Raw genomic sequence first — 16,041 nt, 5'->3', positions numbered from 1 at the left:
CGACCCGACCCGGCTCGTTGCGACGTCCGGCGTAATTCCGTCGGCCGGGGCCCGGGGTCGGGCGAGGCGCCCCTGTGCGTGGCATGGATGGGCGAGCATGGGGTCGTCAGTCGTGGGGACACTCCGGAGGTGGTGGCCGTGCTCAACGAGGTCAATGCGTTCTCGGCTTCGGAAACCCGTCCAGCGCGGGGTTCGGCGGGGCTGCTGCCGTGATGGCGACGCGCCCGAGCTGGCGCATCCAGCTGCTCGGATCGTTCGCCGTGACCGTGGACGGGGTCATGATCGAGGCGAGGGCGTGGCGGTTGCGGAAGGCGAAGGCGCTGGTGGCGATGCTGGCGCTGGCGCCGCGCCAGCGCTGTCATCGCGAGCACGTCCTGGACCAGCTGTGGCCCGATCTGGAGCCGGCGGCCGCGGCCCGAAATCTGCACCAGACCCTGTACGTGGCGCGCCGCGCGGTCGCCGGCGGCGGGCCCGCGGAACCCGGACGGCTGTCGATCCGGGACGAGCAGGTCGTGCTGGACGTCGCTGGACCGGTCGAGGTCGACGTGTTGCGGTTCGAGGAGTCCGTGCAGGAGGCGTCGGCGGGGGACGATGCGGCGACATTGCGCGCCACGGCCGACCTCTATGCCGGGGATCTGTTGCCTGATCTGCCGGACGCGGACTGGTTGACGACGCGGCGGGACCAGTTGCGGACGGCGTCCCGTGAGATCTCGGTGAGGTTGGCGACCGCGCTGGCGCGGACGGCACCGGAGGAGGCGCTGCTCCTCCTGACACGGGCGCTGGACGCCGATCCGGTGCACGAGGGGGCTGTCCGCGCGACGATGGTGGTGCTGGCAGGCCTGGGCCGACGATCCGAGGCGCTGGCCCGGTACGAACGATTGGTCGACGACCTTCTGGACGCGTTCGGGACCGACCCGGATGCGCAGACGGTGGCGCTGTTCCGCGAACTGTTGACGGGTGCGCCGGCGGCGGAGCGCCCTCGGTCGGCCGATGTTGCGACCGCTGATGAGGTGGTCGGCCATCTGCCGGCCCCGTTGACCAGTTTCGTCGGGCGCGAGCGTGAGATCGCCGACGTGGAGAGGCTGACCCGGCAGGCCCGGCTGCTCACGCTGACCGGGGCCGGTGGCAGTGGCAAGACACGACTCGCCGTGCAAGCCGCGCGGCGAGTGCGTTCGAGGTACCCCGACGGGGCGTGGTTCGTTGATCTGACGGCCGTCGCTGACCCGGTGATGATCGCCGACGCGGTGGCCAAGGCGCTCGGGCTGGACTCCGATGTGGCGGATCGGGGGCGGGCGCTGGTGGACCAGCTGCGCTCCAGACGGCTGCTGATCGTGCTCGACAACTGTGAACACCTGCTCGCCGCCTGTGCCGGGCTGGTCGGTGCGATCCTCGCCGGATGCTCGGGTGTCGACGTGCTGGCGACGAGCCGTGAGCCGCTGCATGCGCAGGGCGAGTACACGCTGCGCGTTCCCTCGTTGACCCTTCCGTCACCCGACTGGGACCGCGCGGCCGGCTTGGAGCAGCTTGCACACCTGCCGAGTGTCCTCCTCTTCGTCGACCGTGCGGCACAGGTGCGGCCCGGTTTCGCGCTCGACGCCGACAACGCGCCAGGGGTGGTCGAGCTGTGCCGACGGCTTGACGGGATGCCACTGGCGTTGGAGCTGGCGGCGGCCAAAGCCGCCGCTCTCGAGCCGGCGGAGATCGTCCACCGGTTGAGTGACGTGCTGTCGCTGCTCGGCGGGGGAGGCGTACCCATCACCCGGCACCAGACGCTGCGTGGCACCTTGGAATGGAGCCACAACCTGCTCGCCGGACCTGAGCAGGTGCTGTTGCGCAGGCTTTCGGTGTTCGCGGGCAGTTTCACCCTCGAGGCGGCTGAGGCGGTGTGTGGTGATCCTCCGTTGGGACGAACGGGGGTGTTCGAGCTGCTGGTCAGATTGGTGGAGCAGTCCTTGGTGGTACCGGCGAGAACGGCCGCCACGACCCGCTACCGGCTGCTGGAAACGGTTCGTCAGTTCGCGCACGAGAAGCTCGTTCTCGCCGGAGAGGCGGAGCGGTCGGCGGCCGTCCACGGTGCGTACTTCCTTGCATTCGCCATGGCCCACAACCCCGAACGGGCCGCAGGCGTGGTGAGAGAAGAGCCGAAACTGTTGGACGGCGAGCATGACAATCTGCGCGCAGCACTGGGGTGGGCCTGCAAGCACGATGCCGAGACCGCCTTGCGCCTGGCCGCCAATCTGTGGCGCTTCTGGTTCCTGCGCGGCCATGCCGTCGAGGGCGCGCGGTGGCTCGAGCGGGCGTTGGCCATGGCACCCGAACCGACTCGGCCCCGTGCGGCCGCCCTGATCGGGCTGACCGGGCTCGACAGTCGCCAAGGGCGCTCCGACCGGCATCGGGCGCTGGGGGCGGAGGCGGTGGCGATCGTCCGCCGGATCGGCGAGCCCGACGAGGTGGTGATGGCCCGGATCGCGGAGGCCACGCTGGTGTGGAGCACCTTCGACCTGGACGAAGCCGAACGGATGGCCATCGAGGTACGGGCCGAGGGCATCGCACGCGGTCGGCCCGAGCATGCCGCCGCCGGTAGCTGGCTGCTGGGCCATTGCGCGCTGTTCCGTGAGGACGGCCCCCTGGCCGTCCGGCATCTCGACTCCTGCCTCATCGAGCTGGCCCACGCTGATACCGGCACGCGCCCCTTTCTGCCCGTGATCACTCCCTGCTTGCTCCTCGTCCCGATCGCCGGGCGACTGGTCCCCTACATGGAAGAGACCATGCTGCTGGGCCGGCGTGTGGGCGTCGTTCAGGCCACGGGGTACGCGGAGGCCGCCCTGGGCTACGCGCACCGGCTGACCGGAAATCAGCAGGCGGCCCTCTCCCTCGTCGCCGAGGCCGTCGACCAGTTCGCCGACCTGGGCGATGACCTGGCCAGGGCGCAGGCACTGCACCAGATCGGCTGTCTTCACCGTGACATGGGTGCATTTCGGGAAGCGGGGCTGGCGCTGTCGATGGCGCGGGATGTCCGCAGCGCGATCGGCGATCGTCGAGGGGAGTTGCTGACCGACATCAGCCTGGGCCTGCTGCAGGCCATGGCGGGTGACATCGGCGACGGCCTTGGCAGCGTTCGGCGGTCGCTGTCCGGATTCGAGGCCGCGGGTGACGTGGTGGGCATCGGCGCGACACTGACCGCGCTCGGGGCCATCGAACTACTGTCCGGCGAGACCCGGGCCGCGCGTGAGTTGTACCGACGGGCCGCGGAGAGGTTCGCCCCGTGGCCACGGTTCGCCGGATGGCTGAAGTTGGCCATGGCCGAACTCTCCACCGAGCTGGAGGACCACCGTCGAGCCGCCCGCGAGACCGCTGCGGCGGCAAGCATTCTTGATCGTATGCGGTGCGTCATCGCCGGTCGCCATTTGGCCACGCTCCGTGACGGCGGTGCGGGCGGCGACGCACGGGCGGCCGCACGTTGAGATCGTGTTGAGTTCTCGTTGGGGCGGGGTCCCTAGGGTCGGTTCTCGATACGACGGCCCATGGGAGGAATCATGACCACGACCCAGAACGCGGCAAGCCCTATCGGGGACGCCACGCTTGCCGAGTTCACCGCAGGCCTGCGCGGCACCGCGGTGCTGCCGGGTGAGGCGGAGTACGACCAGGCCCGCAGTGTCTGGAACGGGGCGCATGACCGGCGTCCGGCGGTCATCGCCCGGTGCGCGGGTGTGGCCGACGTGATCCGCACGATCGACTTCGCCCGCAGTGAGGGGCAGCCGCTCGCGGTACGCGGAGGGGGCCATTCCATCCCCGGGTTCTCCACTCTCGACGGCGGCATCGTGCTGGACCTCTCCCCGATGACGGGAGTCCAGGTCCATCCGGAGTCCCGCACCGTGACCGCGCAAGCGGGATGCACGTGGAAGGACCTGGACGCGGAGACCCAGCAGTTCGGGCTCGCGGTGACCGGTGGTCTGGTGTCGTCGACGGGCATCGCCGGTTTCACCACCGGCGGTGGCATCGGCTGGCTCATGCGCAAGTACGGACTGGCCTGCGACAACCTCGTCGGAGCCGACGTCGTCACCGCTGACGGTCAGTTCGTGCGGGCGAGCGAGCGGGAGAACGCCGAACTGTTCTGGGGTCTGCGCGGTGGAGGCGGCAACTTCGGGGTGGTGACCTCCTTCGAGTTCCAGCTCCATGAGATCGGCGCGACGGTCCTGTCCGGCCTGGTCTTCTACCCGGCCGAAGAAGCCCAGCAGGTACTGGCCGGGTACCGTGCGGCGTGCGCGTCGGCTCCTGACGAACTGACCACGCTGGTCAACCTGACCACCGCCCCGCCCGTGCCCTTCCTGCCCGCGTCCGTCCACGGCACGCCGGTCATCGGGGTCGGCGGCTGCTGGTCCGGCGACCTTGACGCCGGCGAAGCGGCCACCGCGCCCTTCCGCTCCCTGGGCACCGTCATCGCCGACGTGTTCGCGCCCCACCCGTACGCGGGATGGCAGCAGGCCCTCGACCCGCTCTACCCGCGGGGGATCCACAACTACTTCCGCTCGGCGCTCCTTCGTACGGTCGACGACGATGCCTTGCGCGTCCTGCGGGACTTCTTCGCGGCGCTGCCCAATCCGCTCACCGAAATCCACCTGCAGCACCTCGGCGGTGCGGTGGGCAGGGTGCCCGCGTCGGAGACGGCCTACGCGCTGCGCGACCAGGAGTTCATCGTCAACGTCATCGCCCGCACAACGGACGCCGACGGTTTCGGCAAGGTCGTCGACTGGGCACGGCAGCTGACCGCCGCGCTCGGACCGGATGCCGGCGCCTACGTGAACTTCACCGGCGAGTCGGACCCGTCCCTGGTCCGGGCGTCCTACCCGCCGGACACCTACCGGCGACTGGTCGAGCTGAAGAACCGCTACGACCCGGCCAACCTGTTCAGGCTGAACCAGAACGTCGTCCCCTCAGTCTCCTCAGGGTGACCTCTGTCCCGTCAGGCCGACCCTGACGGGACGCCGCCCCGGCCGGATTGCGCGACACATCACCTCCCGGCCGGGCCTGTGGCGACCGACAGTTCGACGTGCGCGGACCGCACGCGTACGACACGCACCATCCACCATCGAACAGACCACCATGTGTGCGGCAGCCGCCGTGACAACAGGCATCGTCGGTGCCGGGTTAACCTGGGCCGCCGCGCCCGCGTCGGCCGATGTACCCGCCTCCCAGCCCATCCAGTACGTGACGCAGTCCTTCTACGGCAGTTCAAGCAGCGGGTTCCCGTACGGGACCGGCTTTCGCCGGGGCGTGGTGTACTGCCCGGCAGGGATGCGCGCCTTCGGCGTCGCGCTTTTCGGCGTCGTCGAAGACTGACGCAGGACCGCGGCCGCAGCTCACAGTGACATCCGCGCCAGAGGGTGCAACGGGCGGCGGGAGCCGTCGCGTCATGTCCGGGGCAGGCACCGTAGCGGGCCACACCAATCGCGACAATCCGCGCCGAGAGTCCGGCTGGCTTCCCGGGCCGACGACGCCGAGGTCAGCCGCCGGCCACGACGACGTCGACCGTGGCCTCGTCGCCCTCGGCGGCGAAGGCCACCAGCCGCTCACCCTCGCGGGCGATCGCGTCCCGCTCCCGCTTGGGGGTACTGCCGAAGAGCTCGACCGTGAGCCGGGCCTTCGAACGCGCGCGCTTGATGTTCCACACGCCCTGCACGAAGCCGTCGACCAGGACGGTGGGGAGCACCCGGGCGCCCGGCCGGAAGACCTTCGGGCGGTCCTCATCGGCGATGATCCGGGTGCGGTCGGCGTGGGACAGCAACAGGTTGTCCCACTCGGGGAGGAACCTGGGTTCGGCCGGGGAGTCGCCGTCGGCGAGCCGCGCGTCCGCAAGGTCGAACAGCTCGGTGCCGTCCTCCGCGCGCAGGACGCGCAGTTGGGGGCGGAGGCGCTTGAACACCGAGGCCACCCCCGTCAGCCCCGACCAGGTCTGGACGTCCTTGGCCGTACCCGGGCCGAAGGCCGCCAGGTGGCGCAGGACCAGCGCGTCGGGTGCGTCGTCGCCTACGGGCTCGGAGCCGAGCCACTCGGCCGCGTTCACGTACGTGGCGCTGGAGCCCGATCCCCAGGTCCCGCCGGGCGGCTTCTGGACCACGGGCAGGTGGCAGCGCAGCGTGATGTAGGCCAGCGCCGACGCGTCACGATCGGGGCGGTCCTCGAGGAGCGCCTCGCCGAGCTCCGTGTACCCGTAGGGGCGCTCGGCGAGCAGGGCACGCGCCTGCGCCACCAGCGCGTCGAGGTCGAGGTCGGCGGCGCGTTTCCCCATGAAGCCGCGCATCGCTTTGGACAGCGCGGGCTGCAGCGCAGGCCGGAGCCGGAGGAAGTCCCGGGCGGTGACCAACTGGAGGGTGGCACGCAGCATGCTCGCGCGGACCACCGCGCGGTCCTCCATGAGCGCGCTGAGCGAGTCCTTGCTGAAGTCCTCCAGACGGCTCCACAGGCCGACGTACGGGGCGTTGGGGGTCTGCGCCTGCAAGGCCACCAGCTGCTCCACCGCCTCCGCCACCGGCCGCTTGTCACGGCGCAGCAGCAGCTGCCGCTCCAGCGCGGTCCGGTTGAGTACCCGTCGGCTGACGGTGTCGCCCATGGTCGCCCTCCCGTTCGTGGTGCAGCGGTCGATGTCAGCTAATCACGCGTCGCCTACCGGTGCACGGAACCTGCCGGAGTGCGCGAGCCCGGGCCCGACGCCCGGTCCCGGAACCCCGGAGCCCGATGCACACATTTGAGCAGCCCCTGTCTCCCGGCCCCCGGTAGCGTCCGGCTGCCGGAGCGCGGTGTACGGGAGGGCTGACGTATGACCACCATGTACGAGCATGTCGGCGGCGAGCAGGCGCTGCTACGTTTCGCCGAGCATTTCCACGCCTCGATACAGCGGGACCCCCTGGTGGGACCGTTGTTCATCGCCGGATCGCCGGACCACGCCGACCATCTGGCCGCCTTCTTCTGCGAGATGCTCGGCGGGCCCGCGCGCTACACCGACGAACTCGGTGGCTTCCTCAGTCTGATGAAGGCCCATCTGGGCATGCGCATCACCGAGGAGCAGAGCGAGAGCTTCGTCCGGCACATGCTCGCGTCCGCGGACGCCGTAGGCCTGCCGGACGACGAGCGGTTCCGTACCGCCTTCGTGGCCCAGATCGAGAAGGCCGCCGGGTTCACCAGAAAGGTGTCCCTGAAGGACGACTCACCGATGCTCGACGCACCCCATCCGGAGCTCGGCCGCTGGAAGTGGTGAATCCGCACGCCGATCCGGCTCCGACGGAGCCGGATCCTCCACCTGGGGGACCGATGAAGCCTGCAACAACCACTGTGCCGCAGCGGGCGGACAGCACCTGCGGGCGCCTGGTGGACATCCTGTGCCGCCTGTTGCCCGAGAGCGGGAGACTCACAGCCGACACGGTGCTCTCCGACGCGGGCCTGTCCTCCCTCGCCGCCGTCCGGCTGGTCCTGGAGGCCGACGCTGAATTCGGCGTCGAAGTACCGCTACCCCGGCTGCTGCAGTGCCGGACCGTGGGCGATCTGGCCGCCTGGATCGACGAGGCCGGCGGCCGTCCCGGCACCGGCGAGGCGGCCGCGCCGCCCGGTGTGCCGACGGAACCGGAGCGGCGCCACGAGCCGTTCCCCGCCACGCCGCTCCAAGAGGCGTACGTCGTCGGCAAGTACGCCGAACTGGACTCCGACGCGATCGGGTGCCATCACTACCACGAGTTCGAGCTCGACGGCCTCGACGTGGAGCGGCTCAGCAGCGCCTGGCAGCGTGTGGTGGCCCACTTCGACGCTCTCAGGCTGACCGGGGTGGGCCGCTCCCAGCGGGTGCTGGAGACGGCGCGTGCCCCGGAGCCCGTGGTGCACGAGACCGAAGGGCCCGACGACTGGGCGGCCACGGCTGCGGACGTGCGCAGCCGGATGTCGCACCACCGCTATCCGCCGGGCGAATGGCCGCCGTTCACCATCGAGATCACCCGCCGGTCACCGTCGGGCCGCGCGGTGGTGCATTTCGGCATCGACGGCGGAGTGACCGACGCGCACGGCACCGAACTGCTGCTGCGTCACTGGTGGGGGGCGTACGAGAGCGACGAGCACGAGCTGCCCCTCGCACCCTTCTCGCTCCGGGACAGCGTTGTGTTCCTCGCCCGGCGCCGCGAGAGCACCGGCCACCGCGCGGACCTGGAGTACTGGACGGAACGGCTCAAGGACCTGCCCGGCGGCCCCGACCTGCTCCTGTCCGAGCCCCCGGAACCGCCGGCGGACCTCGACTGCCACCTCCGACGCCCCCGGCGCGCTCGGCTGGTACCGGCCCAGTGGCGGGCGTTGCGGCGCAGGGCCACAGAACTGGGCGTCTCGCCGACCACCCTGGTGCTCTCGGTCTTCACCGACGTACTGGGCGGCGGCGCGCCCGCGGGCCCCTTCTCCCTCGTCCTGACGACCACCGATCGGTCGCGGATGCCGCGTGAGGCCGAGCGGCTCATCGGCCCCTACACCTCCAGTTGCGTGCTCGTCGTCGACGACGAGCCGGGCGCCCGGACGTCCCGGGAAGCGGTGGGCGCGCTGCACCAGCAGGTGTGGGAAGCCCTGTCGCACAGCTCGGTCAGCGGTGTCGAGGTGCTGCGCGAGCTACGGGCCCGGGGTACGGAGGTGCCCCGGCTGCCCGTGGTCTTCACCAGCCTGCTCGACATCGCGGTGGAGGGAGCCGACGCCGGGAGCATGGCGGACCACGAGCGCTACGCGGTCGGCCAGACCTCGGGCGTCGCCCTGGACCACCAGGTGCGGTTGCGCGCCGGGGGACTCGAAGTCCGCTGGGACACGGCGGACGCCCTCTTCCCGACAGGTACCGTCGACGCGCTGTTCAGCCGGTACTGCCAGGCATTGCAGGGGCTGTGCGAGCCCGCCGAGCCGGTATCGACGGCCGTCGCCGCGCCGCTGAACGGGCTCCAGCAGGCGTACTACGTGCCACGCGTCGCCGGCGACCGCTCACGGGGCTGTCAGCTCCACCAGAGCTTCACGGTGACGGGGTTCAACCCCGGCCGGCTGCAGGCCGCCTGGCTGCGCCTGGTGCGCGAGCACGACGTACTGCGGACTCGTGTCGGCGACGACGGGCGGCAGCGGGTGCTGCCGGACGCCCCCGCCGACCAGTGGATACCGGTGGTGGACCTCGCGGACGCCGGAGACGCCGAGGCCGAGGCCGTGGAACACGCGCTGCGCCACGACATGACGCACCGCCCCTTCCCTCTCGGCCGCGGACCCCACGCCGATCTGCGGGTCGTCCGCCGCGCGGCGGGCCGGGCCACCGTGCACCTGGCGGTGGATCTGCTGGTGGCGGACGCGCGCAGCATCGTCCTGCTGGCCAGGGAACTGTTGTGGCGGTATGCGGACCCGTCCGCCGACATTCCTGCCCATGTACCGACCTCTGTCGCTGCGCTGGCCCCTGACACCGCCCCGGCCGCCGCCGCACCGTCCTCGGGCGCGGAGCCCGCAGAGGCATCCGGCCGGGAGCACTGGCGCGCCCGGCTCGTGGACCTGCCGTCGGGCCCCCGGCTGCCCGAGGGAACGCCCGGGGCGCACGACCCGGTACGGCGCACCGGCCGGCTGACCGAGCGGGCCGCGCTGCTGCGGTGGGCAGGACGGCACGGCGTGGAGCTGGACACGGTTCTCCTCGCCGCGTACTGCGCGGCGCTCGCCGCCGAGTGGGACGAACCGTTCACGGTGCCCGTGGTGCGCTGGCAGGAGGGCGACGACTCCCGTCGCCCCGCCGAACTCACCGCGCTCAGCTGGGTGCGGTCCGCCGCGCCCGGCACCCCGCCGCCGGACGCGGCCCGCGCCTACGGCCGGATCCTGGCGGAGGACGCCGCCACCGACGCGTCCGCCGGCCTCGCCGAGATGCGCCGGCTGGTGCTGCGACGGCGCCGTGACGAGCCCTTCGCGCACCCAGTGGTCTTCACCAGCGTGCTCGACGTCTCGGACCATCCGCTGCCGTCCGGCACGGTCATGGCGCCCTGGGGGACCGCCACCCCCGACGTGGCGCTGGACTGCGTCACCGTCGACGACGGCGAAGCCCTGCACGTGGCGTGGGACGCGGTGGCCGACCGCTTTCCCGACGGCTTGCTCGACGCCGCCTTCGCACGGTTCCTCGACACGCTCCGCGAGCTCACCGAGCAGGCGGACGACGAGTCGCGGGACCGCCCTGCGGATCGCCCCGAACCGGGCGGCGAGCGGCACCGGATGGTGTACGAGTGGAACGACACCGCCGTGCCGTACCGGGCCGAAGGACCCGTCCACCTGCGGTTCGAGGAGCAGGCGGCGCTCCGCCCCGACGCGGTGGCGCTGCGCTGGCGGGGCGGGACGATGAGCTACGGCGAGCTGAACCGGCGGGCCAACCTGGTCGCCGGAGCGCTGCGGCGCCGGGGCGTCACCGCCGGGACGCCCATCGCCATCTCCGTGCGCCGCGGGCCCGCGATGGCCGTGTCGGTCCTCGGCGTGCTCAAGGCGGGCGGCGTCTACGTCCCCGTGGACCCGTCCCTGCCCGCTGAGCGCGCGGCCGGGATGTTGGAGGACACCGCGGTACGGACCGTCCTGACCACCCCCGCCGCGCCCGCGTGGGCGGTCCCGCCCGGCATCGGCGTGCTCGACGTGGAGTCGGACGACCTCAGTGGCGCGGACGTGCCCGACCCGGGGAACGCGGAGCCGGTCACCGGCCCGGACTCCACCGCCTACCTCATCTTCACCTCCGGCAGCACCGGCAGGCCCAAGTGCGTCTCGGTCGCGCACAGGTCTCTGCACAACCTGTTCGGCTGGTGCGAGCGGACCTTCGGCTTCGGGCCCGAGGACACCGGACTGTGCGTCACCTCGCTCGGCTTCGACCTGTCGGTGTTCGACATCCTCGGCCTGCTCGGCACCGGCGCCGGCCTCTACATCGCCGACGAGACCGAGCAGCTCGACCCGGAGCTCCTCACCGAGGTGCTGCTGCGCGAGCCCATCACCTTCTGGAACTCCGCGCCGACGACGCTGGCCCAACTCGCTCCGCTGTTCGGCCGGTACCGGGAGCACCCCGGGAGGCACGACCTGCGGCTGGTCTTCCTGAGCGGCGACTACACGCCGCTGTCCCTGCCCGGCGTACTCCGCGAGGTCTTCGACCAGGCGGACCTCGTCAGCCTCGGCGGCGCCACGGAGGCCACCGTATGGTCCAACTGGTTCCCGGTCGGCGAGATCGACCCGGAGTGGCGCAGCATTCCGTACGGCAGGCCCATCGACAACGCCCGCTACTACATCCTCGACGAGCGGATGGAACCGTGCCCCGTCGGCACCGAGGGCGACCTGTACATCGCCGGTGACTGTCTGAGCCTGGGCTACCCCGGCCAGCCCGGGGTGACAGCGGAGCGCTTCGTGCCCGATCCGTTCCACGGTGGTCCCGACGAGCGGATGTACCGCACCGGGGACCGGGCCGCGTTCCGTCCCGACGGTGTCATGACCTTCCTCGGGCGGCTCGACCACCAGGTCAAGATCCGCGGCTTCCGGGTCGAACTCAGCGAGATCGAGCACCGGGTGCGCGCGCATCCCGCCGTGCGGGACGCCGTGGTGCTGGCGCGCCAGGACGGCACCGGGGACCGCCGGGTGGTGGCCTACCTGCTGGCCGAGCCGGGGCAGCCCGAACCGTCGGTGGGTGACCTGCGCCGGTTCGCGGCCAGGACGTTGCCGGACTACATGGTGCCCAACTTCGCGGCCTTCCTGCCGTCGTTCCCGGCGACCGCGAACGGCAAGCTGGACCGCGAGGCCCTGCCCTGGCCGCTGCCGGGGCCACAGGAGCCGGCGCCAGAGCCGGTGCCGGTGCCTGAACCCGGGCCCGTGGCCGAACCGGCCCTGCGTCGCGGCACGGGAACGGCCACCGGCACGGGCACGGGTGCGGTTGCGGTTGCGGGGAAGGACGTCCTGCCGTCCGCCGGTGCGCTGCAGGACGAACTGGTCTCCCTGTTGGCCGGCCTGATCGACGTACCGGAGGTCGACCCGACCCTGGACCTGTGGGACCAGGGCGCCACCTCCTTCACCCTGGCCCAGCTCTCGTCCACGCTGCGCGAGCGGTACGGGCGCCGGGTCCCGGTGTCGGCGCTGCTGGCCGAACCGACGGTCGCGAGCATGGTGCGGCACCTGACGGGCCAGGGCGCGGGAGGTACGGGGACCGCCGCTGCGGCCTTCGCCGTCCCCGATGCCCCCACGGCGCCGGTGGTCCCCGCCGTCGTGCCGGGTCCGACGGACGAGCGGCCCGCGGACGAGCCCGGGGTCGTCCCCGGGCCCGCGGACGAGCCCGGGGACGACCCCGGGGACAGCGTGGAATTCTTCTCCCCGCAGGCCCGTGCGGAGTTCAAGTCCGCTGCCCGGCACCTGCGCCCGCAGAGCGACCAAGAGCCCGTGCTGCGGCTCACGGGCGAACAGCTGCCCCCGGAGCGGTTCGAGGAGCGCGCCACCCGGCGCGACTTCGACGAAGGACCGCTGGCCTACGCCGACTTCTGCCGGTTCCTCACGGTGCTGCGGCAACGGCCCGAAGGACACAAGCCCAGCAGGCTGTACGCCTCCGCCGGTGACACCTACGCGGTACAGGTCTACCTGCATGTCAAGCCGCACGGCGTAGCCGGCGTGCCCGAGGGCGTCTACTACTACCGGCCCGGCGAGAACGCGCTCCAACGGGTCGGCGACGGCGGCGGCATCGACCGCACCACGCACTTCCAGTACAACAGAGCGGTATACGACCGGGCGGCGTTCGAGGTCTACCTGATCTCCGAGCCGAGGGGCATCGCGCCCTTGTACGGGCCCGAGTCGGAGCTGTACCTCGCGCTGGAGGCGGGCTACATCGGGCAACTGCTCATGAGCGAGCAGCAGGACTCGGCCGTCGGGCTCTGCCCGGTGGGCGCCCTGGCCTTCGCATCGGTGCGCGACCAGTTCCGGCTGCACCCGGGTCAGCGGCTGCTGCACTCCTTCATGGCCGGCCCCGTCACGCGTCGCGCCGCCTCCGCGCCGACGGCCGCACCGGCCCCCGTCCGAGCTGCCGCTCCCGAACCGGTGACGGCGGAGGTCGCCGTCACCGGAATGGCGGGGATCTATCCCGGCGCGCGTGACCTCGACAGCCTCTGGGAAGGCCTCAGCCTGGGCCGTAGCGCGCTGGGAGCGCTGCCCGCCGCGCGGGCCGCCGCGTTCCGCGCCGTCACCGGGTCGGACGGGCCGTCGTCCGGGAGCTTCCCGCACGGCTTCCCCCACGGCGGATACCTGACCGGCACCGAACCCTTCGACAGCCTGTTGTTCCGCATCTCGCCCCGCGAGGCCGAGCTGCTCGACCCCCAATTGCGGCTACTGCTGCCCGTGGTGTGGCAGTGCCTGGAGGACGCGGGACACACACCAGCGTCGCTGCACCGCTCCGCGCCCCGGGTCGGCGTGTTCACCGCCGTGATGTGGCACGACCACCGGCAGTCCGGCGAGGATCGCCGACGGGCCGGCGCGCCCGCCGAACTGTCCGGCGCCGCCTCCGACATCCCCGCCCGTATCGCCCACTGCTTCGGCTTCGAGGGACCGGCCGTCGCCGTCGACACGGCCTGTTCGTCCTCGCTGACGGCCCTGCACCTCGCGGTACAGAGCCTGCGGCGCGGCGACTGTGACGCCGCCGTGGTGACCGGGGTCAACGTCGTGGCACACCCGTACCACCTGGCGCTCCTGACGGACCTCGGCCTGGCCGCCACCCTCCCGGGACCCGGCGCCTTCGCCGAGGAGAACACCGGCTGGTCGCCCGGCGAGGGCGCGGGCGCCCTGCTGCTGCGCCCGCTGCGCGCCGCCGCCGCGGACCGCGACGTGCTGCACGGCGTCATCGAGGCGACCGGCGTCGGGTCGGCCGGGGGCGCGGGACGCTTCGGTACACCGGCCGTCGACGCGCTGGCCCGTTCCCTGGAGCACATGCTGCGACAGCACGGCATCGCCGGCCGCGACATCGGGTACGCGGAGTGCGCGGCGTCCGGCGCGACACTCGCCGACGCCGCCGAGGTCGAGGCCCTGCTGCGGGCGCTGCGCCCGGCGGAGCGGGCGGACCAGCCGGCCTCGGCGGGCGGCCCGCTCCCGCTGACCGTGGGCACCGTCAAGCCCAACATCGGCCACCTGGAGGCCGCTTCCGGGCTCTCACAGCTGACCAAGGCCCTGCTCCAGATGCGGCACCGCGCGCTCGTGCCCACAGCGCTGGCCGACCGGCGTACCCCGCTGGTCGACTGGGAGGACGCCCGGCTCGACATCGTCGACGGCGCCTCCCGTCCCTGGGAGCCGCTCGCCCCAGGCGCCCCCCTGCGCGCGCTGGTCAACGCCATGTCGGCGTCCGGGTCCTACGGCCACGCCGTACTGAGGTCGGCGTCCCCCGACGACCACCGAAGGAGCGACCGACATGACCGGTAGCTGGCTCAGGAACGGCGACGCCACCACGGACGCGCCGCTGCGGCTGTTCTGCTTCCCGCACGCCGGGGGCGGCGGTGGCTTCTTCCGGCCCTGGCGCGCGCTGCTGCCACCGCAGATCGAGGTGTGCCCGGTGATCCTCCCCGGCCGGGAGGCGCGGATCGAGGAAACCCCTTACACCCGCATGGCCGACCTCCTCGACCCGCTCTGCGAGGGGCTGGCACCGTATCTGGACCGCCCCTACGCGCTGTTCGGGCACAGCATGGGCGCCGCGGTGGCCTACGAGGTGGCCCGGCGGTTCGACGGCGACCCGGTGCGCGCGCCCCGGCGGCTGCTCGTCTCCGGACGCCGCGCCCCGCACCTCGCCGCCCGCCGCCGTGCTTTCGCCGGTCTGGACGACGCCGACTTCCTCCAGGCCGTCGCCCAACTGGGGGGCATCCCCGAGGAGGTGCTGCGCCACCGGGAGCTGGTGCGGATGTTCCTGCCGGGGCTGCGCGCCGACTTCGCCGTGAACGAGACCTACCGTCCGTCGGAGGGGCCGCCGCTGACCTGCCCCGTGGCCGGCTTCACCGGCGAGCGGGACCCGGAGGTGACACCGCTGGAGATGGGTCTGTGGAACCGGACCACGAAAGGGCCGTTCCGGATGACGGTGTACGAGGGCAACCACTTCTACCTCAAGGACCTGCCCGTGCCGCTGAGGGCCGGGCTGACCGGGGAGCTGGAGGAGGACGTACGCCCGGCGGCGGCCTGAGCGGCGGCCGCCACGCTCACCCGGGGTGCCGGACCAGGGCCAGGTCGCCGGCCGGTCCGCGCCGCATCGCCACGGCCACCATGTGGCCGGGACCGTGCAGCCACTGCCCGAACTGCCAGTCGGCGCCGTCGTCGTCCGACGCGTGCAGCCGGGCGGGACCCGGCGGCCCCAGCCGGAAGCTGTACGAGCCGGTGGGCAGCGAAAGGCCGAGCCCACGGCCCTTGCTGTACGCCTCCTTGAGCGTCCAGTAGCGGATGAACCGCTCGGTGGTGACGTACCCGCCGGGGGCGGCGGCGACGTCGTCGGCCTCGGCGGCACTGAGCATCGACCGCGCCAGTCGCACCGGGTCGAAACTGCGGTCCAGGCATTCGACGTCGAGCCCGCAGTCGATCTCCGGGCAGACCAGGCAGGCGGCCAGGCCCCGGGTGTGCGAGATGTTGAAGCGCAGCCGGGGTGCGGTCCTGGGGGACAGCACCTCGGGGCGTCCGTGGGAGCCCGTACGGAAGGCCCACTCGGCGGGGCCGACGCCGGGCACACAGCGGCTCAGGGCGGTGCGCAGCAGGACGCGGGCCGTGACGAACAGCGCCCGGTCGCTCTCCAGCAACAGGGCGTCCAGCCGGTTGCGCTCGTCACGGGATAGCCACTCCCGGCCCGCCACGGTCCCGCGGGGCGCCGGTTCCGCGGTCCAGAGGTGGGCGACCGGATGTCCCGTACCCGGGCTGTACAGCGCGAGCGGTCGCGTCGCGGCGAGCGCGCGTTCCCCGGGCGGCGAGCAGGACGTCGGCGGCACGGCGGGCTCCCTTCTCGTCCCGCACACGGCGGCACCCTGCGAGCGTGTGCCGCGACCGGTTGGCCCC

Annotated in this window: 8 protein-coding genes; 6 read left to right on the top strand and 2 right to left on the bottom strand. The window is 72.4% G+C overall.

Annotated elements, in window-relative coordinates; all coding sequences use genetic code 11:
* Positions 1 to 212 precede the first annotated feature (212 nt).
* The 3 genes from LNW72_RS01585 to LNW72_RS01575 all read left to right on the top strand — a co-directional run bounded on the left by LNW72_RS01585 (position 213) and on the right by LNW72_RS01575 (position 5,340).
* Positions 213 to 3,464, top strand: a complete 3,252-nt coding sequence (locus LNW72_RS01585) for a BTAD domain-containing putative transcriptional regulator (RefSeq protein WP_250973639.1) — start codon at positions 213 to 215, stop codon at positions 3,462 to 3,464.
* A 72-nt stretch (positions 3,465 to 3,536) separates the two neighbouring features.
* Positions 3,537 to 4,952: an FAD-binding oxidoreductase gene (locus LNW72_RS01580; RefSeq protein WP_250973638.1), complete on the top strand. Its 1,416-nt coding sequence runs from the start codon at positions 3,537 to 3,539 to the stop codon at positions 4,950 to 4,952.
* A 169-nt stretch (positions 4,953 to 5,121) separates the two neighbouring features.
* Positions 5,122 to 5,340 carry a hypothetical protein gene (locus tag LNW72_RS01575; protein WP_250973637.1) on the top strand — a complete coding sequence of 73 codons (219 nt, stop codon included), beginning with the start codon at positions 5,122 to 5,124 and terminating at the stop codon, positions 5,338 to 5,340.
* A gap of 163 nt (positions 5,341 to 5,503) precedes the next feature.
* On the opposite strand, the gene LNW72_RS01570 is transcribed toward LNW72_RS01575, so the two are convergent.
* Positions 5,504 to 6,610: a winged helix DNA-binding domain-containing protein gene (locus LNW72_RS01570; RefSeq protein ID WP_250973636.1), complete on the bottom strand. Its 1,107-nt coding sequence runs from the start codon at positions 6,608 to 6,610 to the stop codon at positions 5,504 to 5,506.
* Between the two features lie 207 nt (positions 6,611 to 6,817).
* On the opposite strand from LNW72_RS01570, the gene LNW72_RS01565 reads away from it, so the two are divergent.
* The 3 genes from LNW72_RS01565 to LNW72_RS01555 are packed head-to-tail and all read left to right on the top strand — an operon-like array spanning position 6,818 to position 15,184.
* A complete protein-coding gene (locus tag LNW72_RS01565; protein ID WP_250973635.1) occupies positions 6,818 to 7,255 on the top strand; it encodes a group II truncated hemoglobin in 438 nt (145 codons plus the stop codon).
* Positions 7,256 to 7,308: 53 nt separating this feature from the next.
* The gene (locus tag LNW72_RS01560; RefSeq protein ID WP_250973634.1) at positions 7,309 to 14,436 is read left to right on the top strand and encodes a non-ribosomal peptide synthetase; all 7,128 of its coding nucleotides are present in this window, start codon (positions 7,309 to 7,311) and stop codon (positions 14,434 to 14,436) included.
* A complete protein-coding gene (locus LNW72_RS01555) occupies positions 14,426 to 15,184 on the top strand; it encodes an alpha/beta fold hydrolase (protein ID WP_250973633.1) in 759 nt (252 codons plus the stop codon). The genes LNW72_RS01560 and LNW72_RS01555 overlap by 11 nt, the downstream gene beginning before the upstream one ends.
* A 16-nt stretch (positions 15,185 to 15,200) precedes the next feature.
* Here LNW72_RS01555 and LNW72_RS01550 read toward each other — a convergent pair whose 3' ends face one another.
* Positions 15,201 to 15,974: a 4'-phosphopantetheinyl transferase superfamily protein gene (locus LNW72_RS01550; RefSeq protein ID WP_250973632.1), complete on the bottom strand. Its 774-nt coding sequence runs from the start codon at positions 15,972 to 15,974 to the stop codon at positions 15,201 to 15,203.
* Positions 15,975 to 16,041 lie beyond the last annotated feature (67 nt).

It is taken from the genome of Streptomyces sp. RKAG293, assembly GCF_023701745.1.
In the GTDB taxonomy this organism is placed as follows: domain Bacteria; phylum Actinomycetota; class Actinomycetes; order Streptomycetales; family Streptomycetaceae; genus Actinacidiphila.
Note: the sequence above shows the minus strand (reverse complement) of the source record. Positions and strands in the feature narration are given on the sequence as shown.